This window comes from Leptospira kirschneri serovar Cynopteri str. 3522 CT (genome assembly GCF_000243695.2).
Taxonomy (GTDB): Bacteria; Spirochaetota; Leptospiria; order Leptospirales; family Leptospiraceae; genus Leptospira; species Leptospira kirschneri.
The window spans coordinates 108,118-131,319 of record NZ_AHMN02000013.1; the positions used below are offsets into that span (position 1 = coordinate 108,118).

Annotated in this window: 22 protein-coding genes and 1 pseudogene; 13 read left to right on the forward strand and 10 right to left on the reverse strand. The window is 35.7% G+C overall.

Translation table 11 applies throughout. The features are described 5' to 3' along the window. Positions 1-4: 4 nt before the first annotated feature. The 8 genes from LEP1GSC049_RS211135 to LEP1GSC049_RS211100 all read left to right on the forward strand — a co-directional run bounded on the left by LEP1GSC049_RS211135 (position 5) and on the right by LEP1GSC049_RS211100 (position 6,737). Positions 5-592 (forward strand): ATP-binding protein, encoded by a 588-nt coding sequence (locus LEP1GSC049_RS211135; protein WP_016748324.1) that lies wholly within the window; start codon positions 5-7, stop codon positions 590-592. Between the two features lies 1 nt (position 593). Beyond that, positions 594-1,454, forward strand: a complete 861-nt coding sequence (locus tag LEP1GSC049_RS211130; RefSeq protein WP_004758468.1) for a ferritin-like domain-containing protein — start codon at positions 594-596, stop codon at positions 1,452-1,454. A gap of 439 nt (positions 1,455-1,893) precedes the next feature. Continuing rightward, positions 1,894-2,421, forward strand: coding sequence for a DUF1564 domain-containing protein (locus LEP1GSC049_RS211125; RefSeq protein WP_004751391.1), 528 nt, complete (start codon positions 1,894-1,896; stop codon positions 2,419-2,421). Positions 2,422-2,720: 299 nt separating this feature from the next. Next, positions 2,721-3,950 (forward strand): LIC13341 family surface-exposed protein, encoded by a 1,230-nt coding sequence (locus tag LEP1GSC049_RS211120; RefSeq protein ID WP_016748325.1) that lies wholly within the window; start codon positions 2,721-2,723, stop codon positions 3,948-3,950. After that, positions 3,947-4,597: an FFLEELY motif protein gene (locus LEP1GSC049_RS211115; RefSeq protein ID WP_004758482.1), complete on the forward strand. Its 651-nt coding sequence runs from the start codon at positions 3,947-3,949 to the stop codon at positions 4,595-4,597. The genes LEP1GSC049_RS211120 and LEP1GSC049_RS211115 overlap by 4 nt, the downstream gene beginning before the upstream one ends. Next, the gene (locus tag LEP1GSC049_RS211110) at positions 4,594-5,322 is read left to right on the forward strand and encodes an OmpA/MotB family protein (RefSeq protein ID WP_004756523.1); all 729 of its coding nucleotides are present in this window, start codon (positions 4,594-4,596) and stop codon (positions 5,320-5,322) included. The genes LEP1GSC049_RS211115 and LEP1GSC049_RS211110 overlap by 4 nt, the downstream gene beginning before the upstream one ends. Positions 5,323-5,333: 11 nt before the next feature. Further along, on the forward strand, positions 5,334-5,747 hold the full coding sequence (locus LEP1GSC049_RS211105) for an LA_2478/LA_2722/LA_4182 family protein (RefSeq protein ID WP_004760312.1): 414 nt from the start codon (positions 5,334-5,336) through the stop codon (positions 5,745-5,747). 3 nt (positions 5,748-5,750) lie between these two features. Then, positions 5,751-6,737, forward strand: coding sequence for a M14 family zinc carboxypeptidase (locus tag LEP1GSC049_RS211100; protein WP_004756524.1), 987 nt, complete (start codon positions 5,751-5,753; stop codon positions 6,735-6,737). 255 nt (positions 6,738-6,992) lie between these two features. On the opposite strand, the gene LEP1GSC049_RS211095 is transcribed toward LEP1GSC049_RS211100, so the two are convergent. The 4 genes from LEP1GSC049_RS211095 to LEP1GSC049_RS211080 form a co-directional block, all read right to left on the reverse strand. Beyond that, positions 6,993-8,171, reverse strand: a complete 1,179-nt coding sequence (locus LEP1GSC049_RS211095; RefSeq protein ID WP_004758460.1) for a pyridoxal phosphate-dependent aminotransferase — start codon at positions 8,169-8,171, stop codon at positions 6,993-6,995. Continuing rightward, positions 8,168-8,407 carry a DUF2905 domain-containing protein gene (locus LEP1GSC049_RS211090; protein WP_004756518.1) on the reverse strand — a complete coding sequence of 80 codons (240 nt, stop codon included), beginning with the start codon at positions 8,405-8,407 and terminating at the stop codon, positions 8,168-8,170. Before LEP1GSC049_RS211090 ends, LEP1GSC049_RS211095 begins: the two co-directional genes overlap by 4 nt. A gap of 432 nt (positions 8,408-8,839) precedes the next feature. Continuing rightward, the gene (locus LEP1GSC049_RS211085; RefSeq protein WP_004762509.1) at positions 8,840-10,396 is read right to left on the reverse strand and encodes an FAD-dependent oxidoreductase; all 1,557 of its coding nucleotides are present in this window, start codon (positions 10,394-10,396) and stop codon (positions 8,840-8,842) included. Further along, the gene (locus tag LEP1GSC049_RS211080) at positions 10,393-10,959 is read right to left on the reverse strand and encodes a hypothetical protein (protein WP_004756520.1); all 567 of its coding nucleotides are present in this window, start codon (positions 10,957-10,959) and stop codon (positions 10,393-10,395) included. Before LEP1GSC049_RS211080 ends, LEP1GSC049_RS211085 begins: the two co-directional genes overlap by 4 nt. Before the next feature lie 88 nt (positions 10,960-11,047). Here LEP1GSC049_RS211080 and LEP1GSC049_RS211075 point away from each other — a divergent pair, with 88 nt between their 5' ends. The 3 genes from LEP1GSC049_RS211075 to LEP1GSC049_RS211065 all read left to right on the forward strand — a co-directional run bounded on the left by LEP1GSC049_RS211075 (position 11,048) and on the right by LEP1GSC049_RS211065 (position 13,641). Further along, entirely contained in the window at positions 11,048-11,281 is a 234-nt protein-coding gene (locus tag LEP1GSC049_RS211075) for a ferredoxin (RefSeq protein ID WP_004756530.1), read from the forward strand. Positions 11,282-11,711: 430 nt separating this feature from the next. Continuing rightward, positions 11,712-13,250, forward strand: coding sequence for a sensor histidine kinase (locus LEP1GSC049_RS211070; RefSeq protein ID WP_016561028.1), 1,539 nt, complete (start codon positions 11,712-11,714; stop codon positions 13,248-13,250). Position 13,251: 1 nt separating this feature from the next. Continuing rightward, on the forward strand, positions 13,252-13,641 hold the full coding sequence (locus tag LEP1GSC049_RS211065; protein ID WP_004756532.1) for a response regulator: 390 nt from the start codon (positions 13,252-13,254) through the stop codon (positions 13,639-13,641). Positions 13,642-13,766: 125 nt separating this feature from the next. On the opposite strand, the gene LEP1GSC049_RS211060 is transcribed toward LEP1GSC049_RS211065, so the two are convergent. From LEP1GSC049_RS211060 to LEP1GSC049_RS211035, 6 genes are all read right to left on the reverse strand, one after another. Beyond that, entirely contained in the window at positions 13,767-14,135 is a 369-nt protein-coding gene (locus tag LEP1GSC049_RS211060; RefSeq protein WP_004756536.1) for a hypothetical protein, read from the reverse strand. A gap of 230 nt (positions 14,136-14,365) precedes the next feature. Beyond that, on the reverse strand, positions 14,366-15,832 hold the full coding sequence (locus tag LEP1GSC049_RS211055; protein ID WP_004762508.1) for an NADP-dependent isocitrate dehydrogenase: 1,467 nt from the start codon (positions 15,830-15,832) through the stop codon (positions 14,366-14,368). 446 nt (positions 15,833-16,278) lie between these two features. Beyond that, positions 16,279-16,461: a hypothetical protein gene (locus LEP1GSC049_RS211050; RefSeq protein WP_004756527.1), complete on the reverse strand. Its 183-nt coding sequence runs from the start codon at positions 16,459-16,461 to the stop codon at positions 16,279-16,281. A 312-nt stretch (positions 16,462-16,773) separates the two neighbouring features. Then, on the reverse strand, positions 16,774-17,187 hold the full coding sequence (locus LEP1GSC049_RS211045; protein ID WP_000091691.1) for a nucleoside-diphosphate kinase: 414 nt from the start codon (positions 17,185-17,187) through the stop codon (positions 16,774-16,776). Between the two features lie 9 nt (positions 17,188-17,196). Continuing rightward, positions 17,197-17,679, reverse strand: coding sequence for a pantetheine-phosphate adenylyltransferase (gene coaD, locus LEP1GSC049_RS211040; protein ID WP_000681221.1), 483 nt, complete (start codon positions 17,677-17,679; stop codon positions 17,197-17,199). Continuing rightward, positions 17,676-18,887 (reverse strand): argininosuccinate synthase, encoded by a 1,212-nt coding sequence (locus tag LEP1GSC049_RS211035; protein WP_004758477.1) that lies wholly within the window; start codon positions 18,885-18,887, stop codon positions 17,676-17,678. Before LEP1GSC049_RS211035 ends, coaD begins: the two co-directional genes overlap by 4 nt. Positions 18,888-19,778: 891 nt before the next feature. On the opposite strand from LEP1GSC049_RS211035, the gene LEP1GSC049_RS211030 reads away from it, so the two are divergent. Together LEP1GSC049_RS211030 and LEP1GSC049_RS2000000229385 are read left to right on the forward strand one after the other, a co-directional pair. Then, entirely contained in the window at positions 19,779-22,157 is a 2,379-nt protein-coding gene (locus tag LEP1GSC049_RS211030) for a M4 family metalopeptidase thermolysin (protein ID WP_016561006.1), read from the forward strand. A gap of 383 nt (positions 22,158-22,540) precedes the next feature. Then, positions 22,541-22,609 (forward strand): annotated as a pseudogene (locus LEP1GSC049_RS2000000229385) (Imm7 family immunity protein); the annotation flags it as partial. Positions 22,610-23,202 lie beyond the last annotated feature (593 nt).

A 23,202-nucleotide genomic window follows, 5' to 3' on the forward strand; every position in this document is an offset into this window, starting at 1 on the left:
AAAAATGAGAGATTCTAGGGAATCAATGCTAGTCAAACATAATGAAGGTTCTTACGTTATGTTTCTTCCGGTCGATTTAACTAGCATTAAAGAACTTAGATGCGCTCTTAAAAATTCTCTGATTGAAAATTCTTTTCTCATAAAAGATATTACTAACATAGAACTTGCGGCGGACGAGGCGCTTACAAATTCAATTTCGGCTAACGTAAAAATGGGTTCCGAAGAAACAATCATTTGTCGTTGGGTAATTAAAGATTGTAAGTTTAAAATGTGGATTGTGGATTATGGTTCTGGACTTAAATCCAAAAAGTTAGATTCTTTACCCGCTGATATTAGAGTTACCAATCTTGACGATTATATAACCTGCGTTAAACGCCACCAAGAAAAAAAATGCGAGATTCTTCCTTGGAAAGGTTCTAAGGTTCAACACAGAAACGTAGGTAGGGGATTACAGATTATCAAGTCTTTGATGGATACTTTTAAAATTACGTATCATTGTGGATGTGGTAGTATTTCCTCCAACCCGGAAGAAAAAAATATACAAGGCTCTATCATAGAACTAGGTTTCGATCCTTCCAAACATCTCATTTAACATGACTCTAAACGAGTTCGCCAAAAATGTACTTTTCGGTCCTAGGCTGGAAGATAAATTATTTTCACCATCGTTACATCCGGTCGATATTCGTTCATTCGATTTTTTGAATGTGCCTTCCTTGCCCGCTCGAGAGAAAAAAATCCAAATTTCGGAGCAAAAAAGTAAAATTCCTAGACTGGAACAATTGTTTAACCAAGAGAATCGTATAGTCACTCTACATCATTTTGCGAATCATGAGTTGATGGCGATCGAACTTTTTGCTTGGGCTATTCTTAAATTTCAGGATGCGCCTTCGTCTGTTCGGTTTGGTTTATATAGAACTCTTTTAGAAGAACAAACTCATTTGAGAATGTATCTTTCCGAAATGCAAAAAGGTGGAATGGAATTAGGGGATCGGCCTCTTAATTATATTTTTTGGAAACAGATTCCTAAAATGCAAACCCTCGAAAAGTTTTACGCGATTATGGCGGTTTCTTTTGAAGGAGCCAATCTTGATTTTTCCAAAATTTATACGATGGCATTTAAACGTTTCGGCGATTTTCAGAAAGCGGAAATTATGCAAAAGATTTATGAAGACGAGATCAAACATGTAAGGAGAGGTTATCATTATATCAAAAAGAGAATTCCGAATTCGGAAAATGAATGGGATTATTATCTTTCTTTGATAGAGTTTCCCTTTACCCCTAGAAGAGCAAAAGGGTATCATTATTTTCCGGAGACTAGGATTCGGGCTGGATTTTCGCAAGAGTTTGTAAAAAAATTAGAACAATACGAAGACGAACTTACCAGTAGAGTTAATTCTAGAATTTTAAAGGAAGTTTTGGATTTAAATATTAGAGTTGTTGCAAGTGGTGATTAACAGAACTGTTTCAGACGACTGTTTCCATCAAACGGATGGAGAATTAATTTTTCAATAACTCTAATTAACAAAAGAAAACCTCATAAAATTCGAATTTGGTTTAAATCGTTCTTTCACTCGTTTCAGTTTAGAGGGTTTGAAATAGGGAACCGGCTGGACCGTTCTCTGCGTTTCTTGCAGGAGTTGTGGGATTTATATTTTAGAGTATTATGATATACTTTATTATTGAATCTGGGGAATATTGTTTTTCAATTCAGTTTTCTGAAGGGGAAAGCCTTCCCCTCGCTGCAGCCGAATAGGCTTCCGCTACCCCTTCTCCGGGTCAATCCCTCCGTTTTCAAGACCCGGACCCAAATTCACGTTAAAATATAATGTTTTCTTTCTAAAATTTTTTTATAAACCGCTCCGTTTAGATAGGTAGAGAGAACCGTTTTCTAGTATGGATATACTTTTATTCGATGACGGTCAAAAAATTGAATCTACTTTGATAGAAGGTGTTGTTGGAACGGATTCCCTTTTGGTTCCAGAAGTTTATTGGAATCGGTTGAGTCCTCAAGAAAGAAAGGTTCTTAGGAATCGGCTTCCCTTTTTACTGAGAAAATATTCAAAACAAATTGCGTCTATGACGCGGCTTCATGATAAAGCTGGGAAAATCAAATATAATCTGGGTGTAGGTAAAATGAAAAAATTTAGTATTCGGGTTCATACAGGTGTTTGGGCGACCTTAGGTGTGTTAGCTGCTGCTCATGGGGTTTCTAGGTGTTATCTTTTTAATTATATGCTCTGGCTGGAGGAGCAAGGTGATTTTTTTGTGAAAACTTTGAACCGGGGAGTTCCTAGCTTTCACTGGACTTACGAAATGACTTGGAAGATCAACAGGAGACAAAATCTCATATCAAGAGAATTAAAGTTCGAACCAAACCCAATGACGGACAAATATCCCTATTACTTACAGACGTCTTCGTAATCAATCAGGCGTAAAATAACTGAGTCCACTCTTTCTATGTATTTAAAAGAATTACGATATAATGAATTGAATTGTATTTCTAAAAAATATGATTAAGATTCTTTCCTCATGTTTTTCCCACAAGAAAGCCGTTTCTTTTGACTAGGAAGGAGCAAAATGAAGTTCATCTGTTCTCCGTTTTCTGCCATGTTTGTCAGAAAACACGGTTTGAACGCAAAATATTAGTTACTTTGTTGTATAGTAAGAGTGTAGGAAAATCATAGACAACTTTTTTCAGTCTCGAATTCTGTTATTGAATCATGAATCCACTTTTATTTCTGTTAAGGGAGATCTTTCCCGGCTCTTTTGTTGTTGGTTTCAAAGTCCAAATTTCTCGGCTTAAACTTGATCGATTCCACACAACATTTTTAGCACGTTTCCTTATATTCGTTTTGATACAGACGCTATTTGTTGTTTGTTCTTCTAAAATACCTCCCGATTCTAAAATCATTGAACTTTTATTTTCAGCCGATGAAAAAAAGAATCCAGATGTTCTATTAAAAAAGGCTGGAAATCTGGATGAAGATCCGGAGCTTGAATCTTTTTCGTTGGTAAGAAACGGAACGGAAGAGGTTCTTGGAATATTTAAAAAGCAAAAAGGAGAATGGCATTTACTCGGAAAATTTTCCTTTTCTTTATTGAACATAGGTCCGCTTCATTACGATGTTTCTAAATCTTCTTGGCTTCCCGGGGAACCCGATTCCCAAAAAAAAGAAGCTGGTTTTATAGTTAAGAGAATTCTAATGGATGAACTTCCGGGAGACGGATTCAATTCCCTATTTTTGGAAGTGTTAAGCGAAGAACCTCCTCTTGGACTTTTTTCTGTGCCTTATGTGATTCGTAAGGACCACAAAATTTTAGACGGACTTATGGCTTTAAAAGATCACGAATTTCTAATTAAGTCCAAGCGGATCGATTTTGAATATAATAAAACCGAAAAAAATATTACGATCTTTCCATCTAACAGAAATTATGCGCAAAACTTTATTTTTAACGGCTGGGAAATGGTTCCGGATATTGCAAGAGTGGCTGTGCCTTCTCTTCTTTCTTTAGAAGCTCCTAAAGAATGGAAAAAAGGAGTTCCGGGAGAAGTGGTAATTTGGTTTAAAAATAGAGGCTCTTATTCTGCGGTCACGTATCTTTCGATTTCGTTTCCGGACGGAGGAAAGATAAACATAGATACTACTAAAGAAGGGCAGAGAATGTATTCTCCCGGTTCGAGTGTGTTTTCATCTTCTGGTAAATATATCAGTTCTACGGTTCCTCTTGTTGAAATTACAAAGGAAGGTTGGGGAAGAAATCATAAATATGGAATTCGATTTACTTTAACTCCGGATAAGGATGGAATTCCTAGCGTATTATTTCGTTCTTCGACTCGAATGGGAAGAGAAGTGGTCAATCTTCCAAATCAGTTTGGATCGATTCAAAAACAGACGGATCAACAAGGATTCGTTTCTTACAAATTGGGTTTGGTTTCCAAGCAAGAATGAGCGATCTCGGCAATAAAAAACTAAAAGCTGCAAGAGCGGAAGTCGTTCGGGCTCAAGTAGAACGGTTCCGTGTTTTTTATGCGAGTTATTTTCATTTGGAAGAAACGATTCCGATGGTGGAATATTTTTTTGAAAAAATTTATAACTTAGAAGGAAGAGAAGTCTGGCTTCATCTTGCGATGGACACATACCAAAAGGTGAAAGGTATGTTGAAGGAGACTTCACGAGAAAACATAGAATATTTGATCGAACTCAATAATCTTACTGAGGAAATGGATACGATTTTCGCCAAACATCTTGTAGACGGAGGTTGGGACGGTAAAAGACTCAGTAGAGAAGAATACGATTTTTATTACGGTCAAATGGGTCATTATGAAGAAAGGATGAGGCAATTGGAAATCGTTTTAAGAAATTTGAAAGTTTTTTACGAATTGGCTCATAAACCCATCAGCGCGTATTTGATCAAACCGGCGAAATTTATGGCTTCTTTGTTAGGAGTTTCTGCTTTATTTCAAAGTGTGGAAGAGGCGTATAACGCGACTCTTCCTGTTTCGTCCAATATATTCAATTCTTTTTATGAAGAAGTGAAAAAAAGGGAAACGGAATATATTCAAACGTTACTCGGAGAAAGTAGAAAAGAAGCATGAGCCGACTTCGCAGACAACTTTTGGAGAAAGGACATCGCAAGGAAGAGTCACATGAGAACAGAGAACGTTGGCTTTTGACTTATGCTGATATGATTACCCTTCTTTTGGGTTTGTTCATCATCATGTATTCAATTTCTCAAGTAGATCAGACAAAACTCAAACAGGTGGCGGATGTAATCCGAGGAGGTTTTGGTTTAGGAGAATCTTTTTTTCAAGGAAGTACGGCTGCATTAGAAAATGATCCTTTGCTCCAACCTAGAACTCAGCTTTATCGTTTTTGGGAACGTATCAGTTATACTTTAAAAAAGTTAAAAGAAAAAGCAAAACTCAACATCGGAATACAAGAAACGGAAGAAATTAAAATTGTACTGTTCGGCTCTTCTTTGGGAGAGGGTCGGTTCCAACCGGATGAAGACATGATATTTGCGTTTCAAAGAATCTCTGAATTGTCATCTGCGATGGATGTGGACATCATTCTAAAAGTACAAATCCCATATGAAAACGAAGCCTCTCGAAAAGGATTTAGAAACGTTTGGGAATACAATTCTTATAGAGCCGAACTTATTGCGGATTTATTGTCTAAAAATTATAAAATTCCCAAGGAAAAAATTTCCATCCAAGCTTCTAGTTTGTATAAGCCGGTGGAGAATTCCTCTTCTACTCCGGAAGGAAAGGCTTCCGGCGAAAGGGTGGAAATTTTTATTCGTAAAAAATCGGGACACTGATCAGAAAAGTTATGGAACGAAACAAATTGTTTTTAATTTTTGGAATATTCTTATTTTTGAATGTATCGGGCTGTAAGAAAAAAACTCTCCCGCAAGGAATACAAGACGAAGTATGGAGGGAAGAATCTTCCGAACTGGTTTCCGTTTATTGCCAAAAAATTTCAATTTGTGCGAAACCGTCTTTGAAAGAATTGAAAGAATCTTCGAAAACGTTGATTCAGGAAAGATTAAATCCGGCCAATTGTGCGGAAAAATTTCGTAAGTCAAACGCGTATTTGCTTGCAAATGAAGATCCAGAAACCGTAAAAAAAACGGTAAGAGGGTGCTTTCAAACCGTAATTAAAGAAAGTTGCGATAAAATTCAAAAAGGAATTCTAGACCTTTCCGAAGATTGTAAGCTGCTTCAAGCGATTCAGTCCAAATAACATATGTTACGCGGTCTTAAAAGGCTCAACCGATACGATAAGAAAATATTAAAGATTTTGAAATTAGGAGGCAAACTCGCTTCTTTTAGTCAAATTGGGTTTTCCAGAAAAACTTTGGAAGGATTTCGGTTTCCGATTCATGCGTTGAAAATTGGAACTGAAAAAGGAATCAAAGAACATCCGGTTGGGATCGTTGCGGGAGTTCATGGTTTAGAGACGATTGGTATTTTGATCCTTCTCGATTTTTTAGAATACATTCTACACCCCAATTCGACCGGGTATCTTCCAGAATTAAAAAAAGGTAAATTAGGAATTATTGTATTACCAATTTTGAATCCAGGAGGAGTTGCGTTAAAACAAAGATCCAATCCCGCGGGAGTAGACTTGATGAGGAACTCTGGGATTGAAGCGGTAAAACCGATTCCTTTTTTTGGCGGACAAAAAATTTCCAAACGTTTGCCTTACTTTCGCGGAAACGGATTGGAGCCGGAATCCAGGGCTTTGATACGACTGGTTCATGAATTTTTTTTCGAAGTAAAAAATGCGATACTTCCGATTTTAGATTTACATTCTGGTTTTGGAACGATCGATAACGTGTGGTGGCCTTACGCATATACAAAATATCCTTGTCCAGATACTTCTTTGTATCAAAACATCGGAGAACATTTAAGACATCATTGTGGACATATTCATTTTCAATACGGCCCTCAAAGTGAAACCTACACTACACATGGAGATCTTTGGGATAAACTCTATGACCAATATAGGGACTATCACAAAAATTCTTTGAACTGGAATTCTAAATTTCTTCCTTTGACCTTGGAAGTGGGAACTTGGTCGGATCTTAGAGAAGATCCTTCTAAGCTGTTTCGTAAACGAGGGATTTTTAATCCGGCTTCGTTTAACAAAATTGAAACGATAGGAAGATATAGAGGTTTTCTCCGGGACTTTGTTCGTTTGGGATCTATGAAACCGAAAGATATGTGGTAGTTTCAAAAATTCATTCTGTTGTTTTTGAAAAGTTTAATTAACGTGAGCAGGGCGTAAGAAAACCAGATCGAGCTCTTTAGCTCTGGTCAATAAATTGCATACAAGAAACGTAATATAATACGAATTTACATAATGTTCGTTCGACTTTGGGCGGCTCTTGCCAGAGTGTATTATGAAAGCGAGTTTTAAGTTTGTGGGTTAATAGAAAAGCAGTTGAAACTGCGTAAAAATAAAAATGTTTCTTCAATAAAATTACTAAAGAATTTCTTTGATGCCGAACTCAAATATTTCCGTTGGCGTTAAAAGACTGAGAACGATTCTTCCTAGATCTTTTTCTTCCGGGAAACCGAACATTTCTCCGGGGTGAACGTATATTTTTTTTTCTTTTAATAAGCGAAGTGCGTATTTCTCTTCGGGAAAAAATTCTTCACTTTCTAAAACACAGTACCAACCTGCGTTTGGAAAATCACATCTGATTTTTTTAGAAATGTCGTTGTCGTTCAGACTTCGTTTTAAAAATAAAAGATTCCTTTGGATGCGTTTTTTGATTTGGGATTGGATGAAATTTTTCCACTGAAAAAGATCTGCGAGTACATTTTGAACGGGAGTATTTACAGAAAGATAAGTATCGGATATTAGTTCCAAATATTCTTTCGATTTTTGTTTCCAAACTTTTGGTCCGCTGAGTAAAATCCAAGATAATTTCATGCCTGGAAGACCGAGCATTTTAGAAAGACCGTTTACGTTTATAACCGGTATATCCGGATCGACCAAAGTATTATAAGACTCTGTTTCGTATGTGTAATCAGAAAAAACTTCGTCTACGATCAGAGGTAAATTATAATATTTTAAAGTATTTTTTATAGAGTAAAAGTCGGATTGGTTTAAAATGGAACCTGTAGGATTATTCGGGCTGACCGATAAAATAAGTTTACATTTTTCTAAATCTTTTGGATCTAAGTCTGAGTTTTTTAATTTCCATCCGTTTTCTTTTTTAGTAAAATAAGAAATGGTTCGAACACCTTCCATCACGGAAAGAAATTCAAACAAAGGATAACCGGGTGCCGGAATTAGAATAGAATCTCCTGGATTGCAAAATAGCTTAAACAAAAATGAATATGCTTCCGAAGAAGAGGAGGTTAAAAATAAATCATCCGGGTCTATATCCAATCCTTTCGAATTGTAGTATTCCTGAATTTTTTTTCGAGTTTCTAAGTTTCCCTGAGGATTTGGATGATAGGTAATTAAATCCGAAGTTGCAAAACTATGCCGGATTGCCTCTGTAGGGTATTGAAAATCGGTCTGTGTAGGGTTGGAAACGGTTAGATCGGAATAATAAATTCGATTTTTCTTATACTCGGATAAAATTTCAGAAAATTCATTTTCTCCTTCTTGAAATGAAAATCGAGAACTAAAACGAAACGATTCTTTCATGGGGAGCCGTTTTTGAATTTTTGAATTAGAAAAAGGATTAAAGAAATTAGAATACTAACTAAAATAGAAGTAGTCAATGGAAAGTAGAATTTAAAATTTTCCCTTTCAATACGAATATCACCCGGAAGTTTTCCTAAGTAGTTTAGGAAAGGAAATTTATTTCCGTAAAGAATAAAAAGACCGACTAACAAAAATAAGACGCCTAAAATTAAAAACGTTTTTGCAAAATTTTCCATCAACGATTTTAATTATAATCTTTATACTTTCAAAGTCAAGAATCATTCGAGAATTCGACATAATGCGAAAGGGATCGATGCGAGAAAAATTCAGCAGAACTCTTTCTACGGATCGCGTTCTAAATTGAACCTAAAGAAAATATATTGCATAACGTTTCCTGCATACACTTTATTGACCAGAGTTAAAGAGCCCGGTCCGACTTGCCCGTGGCAGCCGGATTCGCCCTGATTTTTTTACGCCGAACTTACTTTAAACAAAGTATTATTTTTATGAGTCCGAGTAGTAATTCTGCTCGAGTTATGTAAGAAAGTATCAGTATGTTGCGTTGAAACGGGATTTTTCAGTAAAAATTTATGATATTCGATTTTGTAGAACTCAGCAAGAAATCTCTATAAAATCCAAAAATAATAGAATTTTATAAAATTATAATTTTATTTAGAATCTTCGAGAATGAATTTTGCTGCTTGTTTGCTGAATGCCATAATCGTATAACTTGGATCTACGGAAACACCCGTGGGAAATACGCTGGAATCGGAAACATATAAATTTTTTAAACCGTGAACTTTGTGTTTCCAATTGACTACGGATCTAGATGGATCTTGTCCCATCCTACATCCTCCTGCGGGATGAGGTGCGGCCATCATCATAGAAGCGGGACTCAGTTCAAGTGAGTTGATTTTATCTATTTCTTTTTCGGAAAGAATTTTTGTACGTTTCAAATCCGGAAGAAGAACCCATTTGGCTCCGGCGCTGAAATTCAATTGAACTTGTTTACGAATACAATCTTTTAAAAATTCTTTTGTCAACTTTCCAAAGTTATACGTAACAGTACGTTTACCAGAAGAACTTACGGAAATATTTCCTAATTCTGAAGGAACGTCGTCTATCCACCCGATCGTACCTCCTAAATAAGGAAGTTGTTTCATGATTTCTCTATGTTCAATACCAAAACCAGGAACCAAAGCCGCAAGACTTCCGGGTTGAAGTTGATTAGCCATGATTAAAAAACCGCCTTCGATATAACTTCCGTCTTCTTTAAAACGGGCTAAACGAAATTCTTCCACGCCAAACGCGGAAGGAATGTTTCTCCATTGAACGATGGGCTCTTCGTAAAAAGCGTGAACAAAAGGAGAAGGATTGATGGCGAGATGTTCTCCAAGCGCCGGAAGTTTTTTCTTCCATCCGTTTCTAAGTAAGAATGTGGAACTACCGAAACCACCGGCAGCAATTGCAAAAACGGGAGCTTCAAATTTTAAAGTGATACTCGATTCTTTTCCAGAAGGACGATCTATCATTACCGCTTCTAAAAATTCTACTTGATCACCCTTCAGTTCCAAACGAACTGCTTTACAATCCGCGTAGATGTCTGCTCCTAAAGACATCGCTTTTGGGATGTGTGTGACTAGCTGACTTTGTTTAGCCCCATACATACAACCTTGCATACAATGACCGGATTTCTGGCAGTTCTTTCTGGCTTGTGGAACCGGGTTGCCTTCCCAACTGAGAGATTTGCAAGCCTTCTGCACAAGCTGATTCATTTTATTATAATATTCTTCTTTAGCAGGGTGAACGTTTAGGGTTTCATCTAATTCTTTCCAATGAGGATTTAAGTCTTCGGGAGAATGACTTTGAACTCCATATATTTCTTTCCAAAGTTTGAGTCTATCGTCCGGGGTTCTGTAGCTGTCTGCCCAGTAGTGAACGGAAGCTCCACCTACATTTTTTCCGTAAACTAGATTGATCGTACCAGTTGCATCAGTAGCCATATTTCTTTCTGCGGAAACTTTTCCGGCCATGTTGAGTTCATGATTGTCGAACGTTCCTGTGTGATAGTAGCCGCCTTCTTCAATCATTACCACCTTCTTTCCGTTTTTAGAAAGTTCATAAGCTAAAGTTGCACCACCACATCCAGTTCCTACGATGATTACATCCGCTTTTACGGTTCTGGAATCTCCTAGGTTCTTCCATTCGTAAACGCGGCCGCTCATAATTCCCTCAGGATTTTTTTATAATAAATTCTGGATTCACTTAATTTTTCCGGAGGATTTCCAAAAGGTCCGTCATACGAAATAGCTTTGAAAGAAGATTCATGACCGTAATAAACCAGATAAACGGGTAATTTAAGATTTGCTAATGCCGCCCGGATCGTATCGGATTCGGTCGTTTCCTGAGAAAGTAGAAAATTCTTTCGATCTTCTTCGCCTAACTTAGAAAAACGACTCCAGTATCCGCTTATCAAAGGAAGATACTCTAAAATTAGAATGAGAGATTTGAAATCATCGGAGATACTTGGATCTACGAAAAAAAATTCTTCATCTAACCTTCGAATCACTTCTGCCTTTTCAAGATCAGGAAAACCTGGTGCCGGAGGTAAAAGAGTTTGAGAGTAAGCCAGTAAAAATTCAACTTCGGAAGATGAAAAAAATAAGGTCTTATACGAAGATCGTTTAAAACGATTAAAAAGGAACACACCGATACAAAGACTCAACAACCCTCCAAGACCAAAACCAAATAGTTTTCGTCTGGATATTTTTTCTGTCCATAAGTTCATAACTTCGGTGATGATTCTTGAATTAGTATGAATGTCAATTCTGAAAAGGAGATTGACGAGACGATCGTTCCATAAACTTTTGTCAAACATGGCTGATAAAAACGATAAGGTGAAGCAGAACGCACCGGGAAAATATTATATCGATAATAGTTGTGTTCCTTGTAATGATTGTTTAGAAGAAGCTCCTATGCTTCTTAAATATACAGAAGATGAATCTAAAGTTTATTTTCATAGACAGCCGGTGACTCCCGAAGAAGAAATCGCAGCTAGAAAAGCCATGGAAATTTGTCCTGTCGAAGCCCTCGGAGATGACGGGGAATAAATTATTATTTCAGATTCGATAAGAATATCAGTTCTTCATCTTTTAAAAATTTCTAATCCTCAATTGATTATAAAATTTAAGAAAAATACAGAATTAAATTAAACTTATAGCCAGCCGTCTTTAAATGATTTACGGTTCTTCCAAAATGAAGTAATTTTCACAAATTACGTCCCATTTCAATGCGTCTAAAACAGTAGATTTATACATAAAGTTTAAGACATCTGTTATGTAGGAAAAATCAGAAGTAAAATTTTTGTTTCTTTTCTAACTTTAAAAACCTTTACGAATAAAAAACCCGATAACAAACCAACTCGAATTAAAAATTTACGAATTCGATGAAAATAAAAACGCAAAAATATGCGTTTCATTTCCGTAATGAATTGTCTTTTATAAAATAGTACCCAATTTGAGAAAATCGACGGTATATAAATTGAGTGAATTTAAAATTCAGTCGGCTGATTTTTATAAATTTTTAATTGAAAGAAGTCCGGAGTTAATTTGTTTTCATGATCCGAACGGAGTTTTTCTTTATGTCAGCCCCTCCGTAACTTCTATGTTAGGTTATCAACCGGAGGAATTGATCGGTAAGAATCCATACGATTACTTTAATCCTCTTGATAAAAAAAGGATTTTTACAAATTCTCATCAACCGGTTTTGGAAGGGAAAAAACGAGAACAAGTAGAATACCAATTTCTTAGAAAAGATGGAAAATACGTTTGGTTACAGACCATCACTCAACCGATTTTTGACGATCATGGAAATGTGACCGCTCTTCTTGCAACTACTCGAGAATACTCTGGATTGAATACAATATTAGAAGCTTCAAAAAATAAGCAGGCCCTAGAAGAGGTTCGTCTTTCCGAAGAAAAATTTTTCAACGCGTTTTATTATTCCAGCATCGGTATGGCGCTTGTTTCTTTAGAAGGAAAATGGTTGGAAGTAAATTCGAGTCTTTTAGATATAATCGGTTATTCCAGAGAAGAAATTTTGAAACTTATGTTTCAAGATATAACACATCCGGATGATCTTACCACAGATTTAAGTCTTTTACAAGAAACACTAGAAGGTAAACGAGATAGTTATAGAATGGAGAAGAGATACTTTCATAAAAACGGAAATGTTATCTGGGTTTTATTGGTGGTGTCTATTGTAAGAGATTCACAAAAGAATCCGTTATTTTTCATTTCTCAGATCCAAGATATTAGTGATCGTAAAAATATGCTTTCCGCGTTGATAGAAAAGAATGAAACACTCCAAGCTCTCAGCAATCACTTGACGGAAAGAAATTCTCAATTGGAAGAATTTAACCAGATCGTTTCTCACAATCTGCGTTCTCCTATTGGAAATATATTTACTCTTACTACAATGCTCTGTGAGAAATACGGCACGGACAAAGATCAGCTTTTTCAATCTTTGGAAACGAGCGTAAAAGATTTAATGACCACGTTGAACGATATAGTGGAAGTAATCAAAATTCGAAAAAATCGAAATGTAGATAAACAGACGATTCTGTTTAAAGATGCATTTTATAAGGTTCAAAATCTTCTTTCTACTCAGATTCAGGAAATGAATGCGGATATTCGAACTGATTTTAATGCGGCCCCTGAAATTTTTTATTCGAAAGTATATCTGGAAAGTATATTATTGAATTTATTGAGCAATGCCTTAAAATACTCCGACCCGAATAAAAAATCGGAAATTTCTTTCGTCTCATTTATTGAAGATAAAAAGATCTTTTTAGTTGTACGGGACAACGGCCTAGGAATCGATCTTAGAAAATATGGCCACCAAATCTTTAAAATGAACAAAACGTTCCATCGAGAAAGAGAAGGCCAGGGTATCGGGTTATTTATGACGAAAAATCAAATAGAATCTCTTGGGGGCGAAATAACGGTTGAAAGTTCTCCCGGTAAAGGTACATCTTTCCTCATTAATTTCAATAAATACAATGATTTCGAACAATATTAATATGAACTTCTGGTTGGTGGATGATGATTCCATCTATATTATGATTGCTAGACGTTTTTTAGAAAAAGACGGTAGGGTCACGAAACTACGCGATTTCCAAGACGGTGAATTAGCCCTTCAGGAACTTCAAACACTGAGTTCGGATCGAGAAGAACTTCCAGATGCAATCCTTTTAGATATTAATATGCCTTTTATGGACGGTTGGCAGTTTTTAGACGAGTTCAAGAAAATTCAAGGGGCTTTGGCTAAAAAAATTACCATCTTTATGGTAAGTTCATCTGTAGACGAAAGAGATATTGTAAAGGCGAATTCCTTTCCAGAAGTCAAAGGTTATCTTTCTAAACCTTTGACTCAAGATCACATTCAAAAACTTTATAACCAACTTGTTTAAATAAGGTGAGTTCGGTATAAGGAATTTATTTCCTAAAATTTCGTTTTACCGTGAAAAAATGGATGTAGGAACTTATTCTTTTAGAAAAAACTTTCTCATGCTGAATTTCTATTATTATAAAACGCTTATGTTTTGTATTTTGAGAAAAACCATCCTAAAAAAGCGCCGATCGGTAAAGTGATCCAACCGTAGAAAATTAGACTCCACAAAGTGCCTATTGAAACAACAAAAAAACCTGAAAAAATATTTAGAGGAGGTATATTATCTGGATTTCTAATATTCAAAATCCAATATTCAATATTTGAGAATAGAATGAAATAATAAAATGTCAAATGGTGGGAAATGATCACGATTACAATTCCCAGAATTATTCCTTTTGTAATTCCGTAATTTTGACTCTTTTCTACAAAAAATTTCCAAATCACGTAAGATGCAGAAAATCCCGCCAAGGCAGAAAAAATAGGAAAAGTTTTATAATCTCCAGTTGCGGTCAATGTGATTATGATTCCTACGATCAATCCTATAATTGGACAGATTATTGCTAATATTAAGCTCATTTTATATAAGTTTCCTCAAAAAATTTTTTACTTATATACATAAGGTTTCTACAAAATTAAAAATCAATTTTAGAATGATTCCTACTCAGAATTATATAATCAAGTGTCCAAAATTTTGTTTCTAAACCGGTTATTTTGAAATTCACGTAGGGATTGATATTTTATTTTCATTCTCCTTGTCCTAAGGAAAAGGCTCTTTTTCCGTTAAAGTAATAAAGGTTTTCCGTTTTGATTGTATCAAAACCGGCCAGGTCCAACTTTAAAAGAAGCTCCGCCACTTGTTTGTGAGAAATTGGATGATAAGAAGGATCTTCTTGTTTAATCAACGCATCTTTGCTGACAAATCTACATCTCCAGTGATCGATCAAAAAAGTTTCCGGTTGACCGTCTGGATAAACTTTGACTCCTCGGTTGGTGATAATTTTTAACATAAGATCATCTGAAATCGATTTGAGTTTATTGCCGAGTTCGTTCGGATCATTTCCGACCCAATCCAGAAAAATATCCACTCCTACTAAATCTTTCTTTTGAACGATTCTATTATATTCAGGAATTGTAATTTTCTTAGCTTTTCCGAAGGAAACCGGTTTGAACTTTTCGGGAAGATGTCCTAAATTTCCGATTACCGCGTCGGCAAATTCTTTGGTTCCCACTTTGATTCTGCTTACTCCCGGTTTAAAAATGTCTCCAGTATGAATTCCTTCTTCAATGGTCAATAGCCATGCGTTATTAATTTTTGCGGCGATATCCGGTTGTCCAATATGAACGAGCATCATCACCGAGGCATTGAGTAAGCCGGATGGATTTGCCAGATTTTTTCCTGCTATGTCCGGAGCGGAACCGTGGATTGCTTCGAACATGGAAACGATTTCTCCGATATTAGAAGAACCCGCCATTCCTACTGAACCCGCGATTTGAGCGACTATATCAGAAATAATATCTCCGTATAAATTTAAAGTGACTACTACGTCGAAATTTTGAGGTCTGTCCGCTAGGTTAGCTGCACCTATATCTATAATTTGAGAATTTGTTTCTAGTTCTGGATATTCTTTCGCTACTTCTTTAAAGATGTCATGAAATAGACCGTCTGTTTGTTTCATAATATTATCCTTTACCATCGCAGTTACTTTTTTTCTTCCGTAAGCTCTTGCATATTCGAATGCGTAACGGATGATTTTTTCGGATCCTGGGCGAGAAATTAATTTAAGACATTGAACTGTATCGTTGGTTTGCCTGTGTTCTATTCCGGTATAAAGGTCTTCTTCGTTTTCACGGATGATTACAATATCTAGGGAAGGATGTTTAGTTTCTACGTATGGATAAAGTGAGAAACAGGGTCTAACGTTTGCAAATAAACCGAGAGTAGTTCTGACGGTGACGTTTAAACTTTTATAGCCGCTTCCTTGGGGAGTTGTAATAGGCGCTTTTAGGAATACTTTAGTTTGTCTAAGAATATCCCAAGCTTTCGGCTTAATTCCCGAAGAATGTCCTTCCTTATAAACTTTTTCGCCGATTTCGATTTCAATCGGTTCGATCTTTGCCCCGGCTGCGTTTAAAATTTTGAGAGTCGCGTCCATAATTTCAGGACCGATTCCATCACCGTGTGCAATTGCAATTTTAGTTTTTTCGGACATTCTATTCTCCTAATACTTCTATAAGATCTGAAACGTAGAGTATGGTCAATTCTCTTACATCAAAAAAATAGAATATTTTTAATTTTGATTAGAATCAGTCTTTAAAATTAAATGTAATTTATTTTATGGTTATCAATAGAACGAACTCTAAGAGTTATTAGGTGAAATTTTGAAAAAGTATGAATCGAAAGAAGTTTTTATAAAAAATATTTAATAGAGTTGCCGAAACTTCAAATTAACCAAACTGCTTCAATCGACGTTTCCGTGAAACAGATGGAGAATCGATTTTTCAATAACTCTAATGGTTTTAAAATAGGAAAAATACAAATAGAATCTATTTATGGGAAGTATTTAACGTAAGTTTTGTGTAAGGTGATTTAATTTAAGATTTTAAGATAAGTTTAAAATTTAAACCGAATCAAACAGCTTCTTATCGATAAAAGAAATTATTCGATTTCAAAATCGGTTTCTGAATCTATTAAAAACTCCTCTTTAGAATAGATTAGTTCCATAACATCGTCCATCCAATCTGGAGTGCCGTGATTTGGATCTCCGAAAGGATCGTTTTTTCTGTATTGTTTCATGATTTCACTGTGTTTTTGAAGTTGTTCCCTTGTGCTTGCGTTCATATTCAAATTGTCGGTTTAAAAAATCCTTTCATAACAGATTTTAGAAAATAATTAATAATTTCTTTCCAAAAAAGTACAACTAAAAAATCGATTCATTTTAAAATATTCTAAATTTTAATCAAAATCTATCGTCATAAAAATTTAAGAGATATGGAAGTTGTTTAAAAACTTTCTTTCGCTGAATTCACAGGATTGAAGCGTAAACGTTTGGATTGATTTTTTATTATGTAGTTCTAAGTAGTATTAGATTGATAAACTCTATTATACAAAGAGGAGCTTTTGAAAACCCCTCTTTGATTTATGTGGTTCGTTTTAGAATAATTCGTTTCCTTTAAAAAAGAAAGAAATTTCCAACGCGGCATTGTCATCCGAATCCGAACCGTGGACTGCATTGGCTTCCTTACTTTCCGCATAAAGAGCTCGAATGGTTCCAGCGGCGGCTTCTTTTGGATCGGTGGCTCCGATTACTTCTCTCCAATGAAGAACTGCGTTGTCTCTTTCAAGAGCAGCGGCGACGATCGGACCGGAGGACATGTAGTTGCATAAGTCGTTGTAAAATGGACGAGCAGAATGCACTTTATAAAATTGTTTTGCATCTTCGAGAGATAACTTTAGGTATTTTAAACCTAGGATTTTGAATCCTTCTTTTTCAATTCTAGAGAGAATGTTTCCGACGTGTTTGTTTTTAACTCCGTCTGGTTTTATCATGATAAACGTTCTGGACATTTTTTTTCCTTATTGAGAGAGTTTTTTAAGTAATGCTTTGCTTACAATTTCGGGAACTTGGTTACTTACGTCCCTTCCATGTCTTGCTACTTCTTTTACGATCGTAGAAGAAATGAATGAATATTCTCCGGAAGACATTAAAAAAACGGTTTCTACATTTGGAGCCAATTTTTTATTCATTAAAGAAATTGCATATTCATAATCAAAGTCCGTAACGGCTCTAAGTCCCCGAATGATACTGTTGGCACCGACTTTATTACAGTAATCGACTGTAAGACCTTGAAAGGTGTCGATTTCCAAACCTTTCATACCTTTTGTGACTTCGCGGATAAATCCGAGTCTTTCTTCGATCGAAAATAAAGTGGACTTGTTCGAATTGACGGCAATCGCAATGATTACTTTGTCGAAAAGTCCCAAAGACCTTTGGAGAATGTCCAAATGTCCTTTTGTCAACGGATCGAAGGAACCGGGATAAATCGCCAGGTGTTTCATTTTTTACGAAGCCTTGCCGTTTCTTGAGCGGGTAAACCGTAGATGTTTATAAAACCTTCCGCGTCTTTTTGATTATATAATTCCTCTTTTTCGAAAGTTGCCATTTCTGGATTATAAAGAGAGACTGAAGATTTTCTTCCCACAACGGAACAAATTCCTTTGTAGAGTTTTATCCTTACGGTTCCGCTAACGTATCTTTGTGTTTCTGTAATAAAAGCTCGGACAGCCTTCATTCTGGAAGAAAACCAGTGGCCGTTATAAATGAGTTCTGCGAATTCGATTGAAAGTTTATCTTTATGATGTTGTGTGTCCCGGTCGATCGTGATCGATTCTAAATCTCTATGAGCTAAAAATAATATAGTTCCGCCCGGAGTTTCATAAACTCCTCTGGATTTGATTCCTACGAGTCTATTTTCAACGATGTCTACTCTTCCTACTCCGTGTTTACCCGCAATCGTATTGAGGGTCTCCATGATTTCAAGAGGATTCATCTTCTTACCGTTGATCGCTATACAGTTTCCTTCCTCGAAATCGAGTTCCAAATATTCGGGAGCATCGGGAGCTTTTTCGGGAGAAGTTGTTAATAGAAACATTTTTTCGTCAGGTTCTTTATAAGGATCTTCTAATATTCCACCTTCATAAGATATATGCATTAGGTTGCGGTCCATGGAATACGGCTTTTCCGTGGTTACCGGAACCGGAATTCCTTTGGATTTTGCGTATTCGATTAGATCCGATCTACCGCCGAAGTTCCAGATTCTCCAAGGAGCGATGATCGTTTTTTCTGGAGCCAAGGATTTCACACCGAGTTCGAAACGAACCTGATCATTTCCTTTACCGGTGGCTCCGTGTGCAAATGCATCCGCACCTTCTTTTGCGGCGACTTCCACCATCGCCTTGGCAATGAGAGGTCGAGCCAGAGAAGTTCCAAGAAGATACCGCATTTCATAAATTGCGTTTCCTTGAATGGCTGGGAAAATAAAATCTCTAGCAAACTCTAAACGTAAGTCTTGGATATAAACTTTAGAAGCCCCTGTTTTAATTCCTTTTTCTTCTAGTCCGGAAAGTTCTTCCTTTTGACCTATATCTGCAGTAAAAGCGATTACTTCGCAATCGTATGTATCTTTCAACCAGGTGAGAATTACGGACGTATCCAATCCACCGGAATAAGCGAGAACGATTTTTTTGACAGGTTTGTTTTGCGCCATTCTGAGAACACTGAAAATTGGTACGGGTCTCTAGACAACCGGATTTTCCCGATTTTACGTCGGGATTTGGAGAGTTTTAGTTTTGGCTCTTATACTTTCTTTCGCTACTGAATAGAATGTAAGTTTGGCCATAAAGAAAATGAGAAAGAATTTTCTAAAAGTATAAGTTCCTACAATTTTAGAATTTGTTCGTGAAATCGTGATTTGCGGTAGTTCCCACAAAAGTGGTTGTATTGAATGATTTATAGTTTTTTAACATTCTTTTATTACTATAATTTCTGTATGAGTCCCACACTTGAATAGTACAGATTCAATCGTTATAAACTTCTATTTTTTAAATTGTGGTAGTTCCTACATTTTAGAAATCGATCTGTAAAGCTCAGATCCAACTTTTTTCAGAAATTATAGATTCCCTGCACAGAACTTGCGTTAGTAGAATATCTAAAAATGATACGGTTTAAATACGAGATTTACAATATGTATCGTATAAAAATAGAAGTCTTAAATAACACATATCGTATTTCTTTTTTGAGAGTATTTTTATAAAAAGCTTTTCTCAAATTTTTGGATCCCTTTTTTTCGAACGATTGTATGTTTAAATTCTAAAAAATAATCTAACTTGGGTTTGGTGACGAAATAAAATTCGTTTTGTAGAATATTCTTATTTAGAAAGATGATATTTGTTAATTTTTTATGTCCTGTGTAAAAAAATTATTTACTTTTAGAGTAAATTTTTTTCTAGTTCAATTTCCTTAAATTTAATCTTTGTGAATATTCTTTTTTTGAAATGTTATTTTAAGGGTAACACTTTTTAAGTGATTATTTATATATCGTAGTTTATGTTTAAGGATCTCGCATAAGACAGTTTTAAAATTAAAACAGAGGGATTGAATGAGACTTTTTAGGTTGTTAAAGATCAATTCGAATATAAAAATACTCTTAAGTATCTTTATGATTTCGATTTTATTTTCTTGTAAAGATAAACATGGATCAGGTATAGAATCTTGGTTTGTGGTTTTAAATCCTGTCCAATCGGATAGTAAGGCGATTTCGGAGCGTCACCATTCATCAAATGGAACACTTACATTTGCGAAGTTCAATTCGGATCTTGTTCCTTATTCACGTAAACAAGCTTCCGAAGTTCTTAAGACGTATTTACAATTACCCTTAACTTCTCAAGCTACATTCTTGCGTTCGACTCGTGTAGGAGATTTTGATCACGATCGTTTTCAACAGAGATACAAAGGTATTAAAGTAGAGAATGGAATTTACACAGTTGTCTCAAAAGAGAATACGATAGAACTCATGATTGGTGAATTTTATCAAGTTCCGGAGGAGTTGAGTTCATCTCCTAAACTATCTGAGGCAGAAGCACTTGCAAAAACGCTAAAACATATTGGAGCTAAGAAGTATTTGTGGGAAGTTTCTGAACGAGAAGCAGCATTGAAACGTAAGAAGAATGATCCAAATGCAAGTTATTTTCCGAAGGGAGAATTATTAATTTATCAACATTCTTTGCCAAAATCTAATTTTCCAAAAGAGTTTCGATTAGCGTATAAATTTGGTATAACCTCTATAGATCCCCCTTCATCTCGATACGTGTATGTAGATTCTAACTCTGGAGAAATTTTATCGAGTAGAGACGCTAGAAGATACGAGGGAATTTCATTTCCAAGTCCAAAACCTCCTATAGAAATAGATGTCGATTATAGTCGTTGTATAATAGATAGAGAATATTGTATCGAACAAGGAACGGCAATGACTCGTTTTAGCGGGTTACAATCGATTACAACTTGGACGGCAGGAAAGACTAACCATTTTGAACTAAAAGATAATTCGAGAGGCAACGGGATTTATACATACTCTTGGGAGTTTGTAAAAGATCCGATATTGGATATTCAACTTTTGAATATTCCAATAATTGATACTGACAATAGTTGGACAAAATCTGAATATCATGACGATTACAATCGCGATGCGTTATTGGATGCACATTGGGGAATTGGAATGACGTATGACTACTTCAAATCCGTTCATAATCGGTTGAGTTATGATGGAAATGATAGTAGAGTATTTAATAATGTACACTATTTTAGTGCATTTGTAGCGAATAACGCATATTGGGATCCTATGACAGAAGAAATCTATTATGTATATTGTCCTCATAATAATAGTATATGCAAAGGTTTTAATTTACCAATTCTTTTAGATCCTACATATGAAGACTTTACATCTTTGGATATTGTTTCTCATGAATTTGGACACGGTGTCAATGGGGACCTTGCAGGTTTCAATCTTGATATGGAGCCTGGTGCACTCGATGAGGGATTCAGTGATATTTGGAATGTTGGTGTAAATAACTACGTGAATAAAGTTTTAGGAATGCAAAAGAACATCTGGTTGGTAGGAGATGAAACGGTTCCGGGAGGAGGAATGCGTTCTGTGTCAAATCCAAAATCTACTACAGTATTGGGTCCGGGACCAAATACGTATCATGGAGATCTTTGGGATTTCGAGGATAACGAACCACATACAAATAGTCTAGTCTTGAGCCATTGGTTTTATACATTATCCAAAGGAAAACTAGGATTTAATGATTACGAATGCACGTATAACGTTTCTGGAATTGGTATTGAAAAGGCTGAAAGAATTGCTTATGTTGCCCTTCTTTTTCTTTCTTCTACGTCCGGTTATACTTCTGCAAGGACCGCAGCAATTATTGCGGCTAAAACATTGTATGGTCTGTTTTCTTCGGAAGTAAAAAGTACAATCGATGCTTGGGATGCAGTGGCTGTTCCGGCTGATACAACTTCTCGTGGAGGACAAGGGATGGTAAGACCTCATCATTATATCGCTTCTGTAAAACTTTCTAATGTAAAAAATGATTCCGGAAACGATTGTGGGTACAAGGATAATTCATACTTACATCCGACGGTCTTGAGGGGAGCAACGTATAACATGGTGTTATTGAGTCAAGGCTCGGCAAGTAATCCGCCAAAAGTTCACAAATGGAGAGTATGGATCGATTTCAATCGGGATGGTAGTTTTGAATCGTCGGAAATGGTAGTTCAGGATACTGTCAATTCTTCGTATGGAGGAACATTACAAAAATCGATTCAGATTCCAGCGAACGCGCTTACTGGATATGCAAAGATGAGAGTTTCTATGAAGGCTGCTCAAAGTGGAGAAGCTTATCAACGTTTTGATGAATCCTTTGTAGAAGGAGAAGTGGAGGATTACATAGTTTCGATTATAGATTTTAGTCTTTAGAAATCTCTAAAATAACTGCGAGAAGTTTCAAAATTGGATTAGATAGGATTAATCAATTTTAGAATCTTTTCGTAGTTTAAAATTTGAGTTTGTCTTGAAATCTAAAAAAGCTATTTTCAAATCAAATTTCTGTATAAAGTTAACGTGGGTTAACCAATGCGAAAGTGAATCTTATGTTGTGACCCACAACTATTTGGATTTGAAGATGGAGTTACCAAAATTACGACAAATCCTTTGTGAAATTTGCGTCCATTATCTGATTGTGAATGAAAGACCCGGGAGATTTTCTTTTATTAGAAAATTATACTTTTTGCAAATGAAAAACTTCATTCTTATCGGAACACTTAAAAAATTTGAGTTTTCCAACGCGATCCATAGGAAGCCATAACCTTACCCACAAGTATTTAGATTTCAATATTAAATCTGTGGGAATTACGACAAATCCTCTGTAAAACTGAGTTCCCACCCTTATTTTTGGGTGGGGGCGGAGGTGGAGAAATTCGGAAGACTTTTCTCTATCAGAAAAACATGCTTTTTGCAAGTAAAAAGACTCATTCTTGTCGGAACACTTGAAAAATGTGCGTTTTTGAGCTTTATGATTCTAAAATCCTATTCAACTTGTGGGTAAGGTTATGATAGGACGCGTTCAGCTGAGTTCAATTTTGATTCTAAAACCTTTTTAACTTGTGGGTAAGATTATGTGTAGAAGTAAGACCTTGAGTTTTCTCTACCTTCATGTTCCACAAATAGAATGTGAATTTTTTCATTTAGGACTTGTTCCAAAACCTCGATGAAATAGTGCCGTGGATTTTTCACAAATTAATTTATCAAGTTTTTAAAGAAGCTCTCAAATTTTTGGATCATTGACTTCATCAATAATCCGTCATTAGGGAGGTTCGGAGTTTAAAAGACACAGGATTTTTTCCAGATAGACTGATTTTTGAGCAACTTAAAGCAGGTTCAATTGTTGCGTTCTAGTATGAATTTACATATTATAATATTATTTGAAATAAATTTTTTAATGTAAATATAGTTTACTTTTTGA